Source organism: Paraburkholderia madseniana (genome assembly GCF_009690905.1).
GTDB classification, from domain to species: Bacteria; Pseudomonadota; Gammaproteobacteria; order Burkholderiales; family Burkholderiaceae; genus Paraburkholderia; species Paraburkholderia madseniana.
In genome coordinates this window covers 1-1,383 of the sequence record NZ_VOSW01000272.1, presented here as the reverse complement: position 1 = coordinate 1,383, position 1,383 = coordinate 1, and the positions used below count along the sequence as shown (strand labels likewise).

The window sequence follows — 1,383 nt, the reverse complement described above, 5'->3', positions numbered from 1 at the left end:
CCTAGCAGGCTGTTGAAAAGTGCCTCGTCATGATGACCGAAGCTATGTTCAGGAGGCTTGCGCGTGCGATTTTCCGCTGAATTACCGGTTCGCCGCGCAATCTGCGCGGGGCATGCGCACGCATGCAGCCCTTGTGGCGCGCAGTCTTCATGCCGTGGCGGCTCATCGCGTCGCTCCTTGCGGCACCACACCTGGCATTCGCGCCATGCGGGTCAGATTGCTCGCGACCATCGTCAGCTTGAAGTGCTGGTCGACGCGCCTGATGCCGCGATAGACGGTTTGACGTATCCGGCCGACCGTTTTACCCCAGCCGAAATGCTCTTCGATACGTTTGCGGATGATCTGGCTGATCCGGTAGCCCGCATGCCGCGAAGTGCGACCGTCGATCGCGCTACCACCTTGGCGATCGTCGTTGCGCGCGACATGTGGCGTCACATTGCGAGCCCGGCAATCGTTCACGAAGTCACGGGTGTCATACGCCTTGTCGGCACCGACTGTCTTCGCATGACCGCCTGGTACGCAATCGAGCAATCGCAACGCGCTGGCCCGCTCGGCGAAACCATCGGCGTGACTGACCACGGCGCCGACCACCAGCCCCGAGCGGTTCTCCATCAGGATGTGCCCGTGGTAGCACAGGATGGCCGGGCTCTTGCCGCTCTTCTTGAACAGCCGCGCCTCCGGATCGGTGGTCGACTCGTGCGTGGCATTGCTGCGTCGCTCGCCTTTCCAGTCAGTATCGGCGTTGCGGCCACCACCGGCTGGCGGACCATCGTCCGGGCCGTCCTTGCGGCGGAAGCTCTTGTGACTGGCCCACGCCTGAATCAGCGTGCCGTCCACCGAGAAATGATCTCTCGACAGCAAGCCCCGCTTGTCCGCCAGGCTCATGACTTCGGTGAAGAACGCTTCTACGACTTCATGTTCCAGCAGCCGGTCGCGGTTCTTCGAGAACACAGAGTGGTCCCACACGGCGTCTTCAATCGCCAGCCCGACGAACCAGCGGAACAGCAGGTTGTAGCGCATCTGCTCCATCAGCATGCGCTCGCTGCGCACCGAGTAGAACACCTGCAACAGCAACGCCCGCATCAGCTTCTCGGGCGCAATCGAGGCCCGGCCGGTGTCCGCGTAGATGACGCTAAACAGCCCGTTGAGTCGTTTCAGCGCGTCATTCACCAGCAACCGGATCGGTCGCAGCGGGTGATCCGCCGGGACGAAGTCTTCCAGCTTGACTGTCGTGAACAGGGGTTCCTGCATCTCATCCATTCCGCGCATCGTTTCCACTGCCAAAGATCATGAACACGATATCCATAACGCCCGTCCCTCAAACCCCGTTTACACGGGATCCAAATTCAACAGCCTGCTAGTGTTCCGTCCCAGAAATAACTT

1 protein-coding gene is annotated in these 1,383 nt (G+C 61.1%); it reads right to left on the bottom strand.

Annotated elements, in window-relative coordinates; all coding sequences use genetic code 11:
* Positions 1-162: 162 nt before the first annotated feature.
* Entirely contained in the window at positions 163-1,269 is a 1,107-nt protein-coding gene (locus FSO04_RS45765; RefSeq protein ID WP_414693536.1) for an IS5 family transposase, read from the bottom strand.
* Positions 1,270-1,383: the final 114 nt, after the last annotated feature.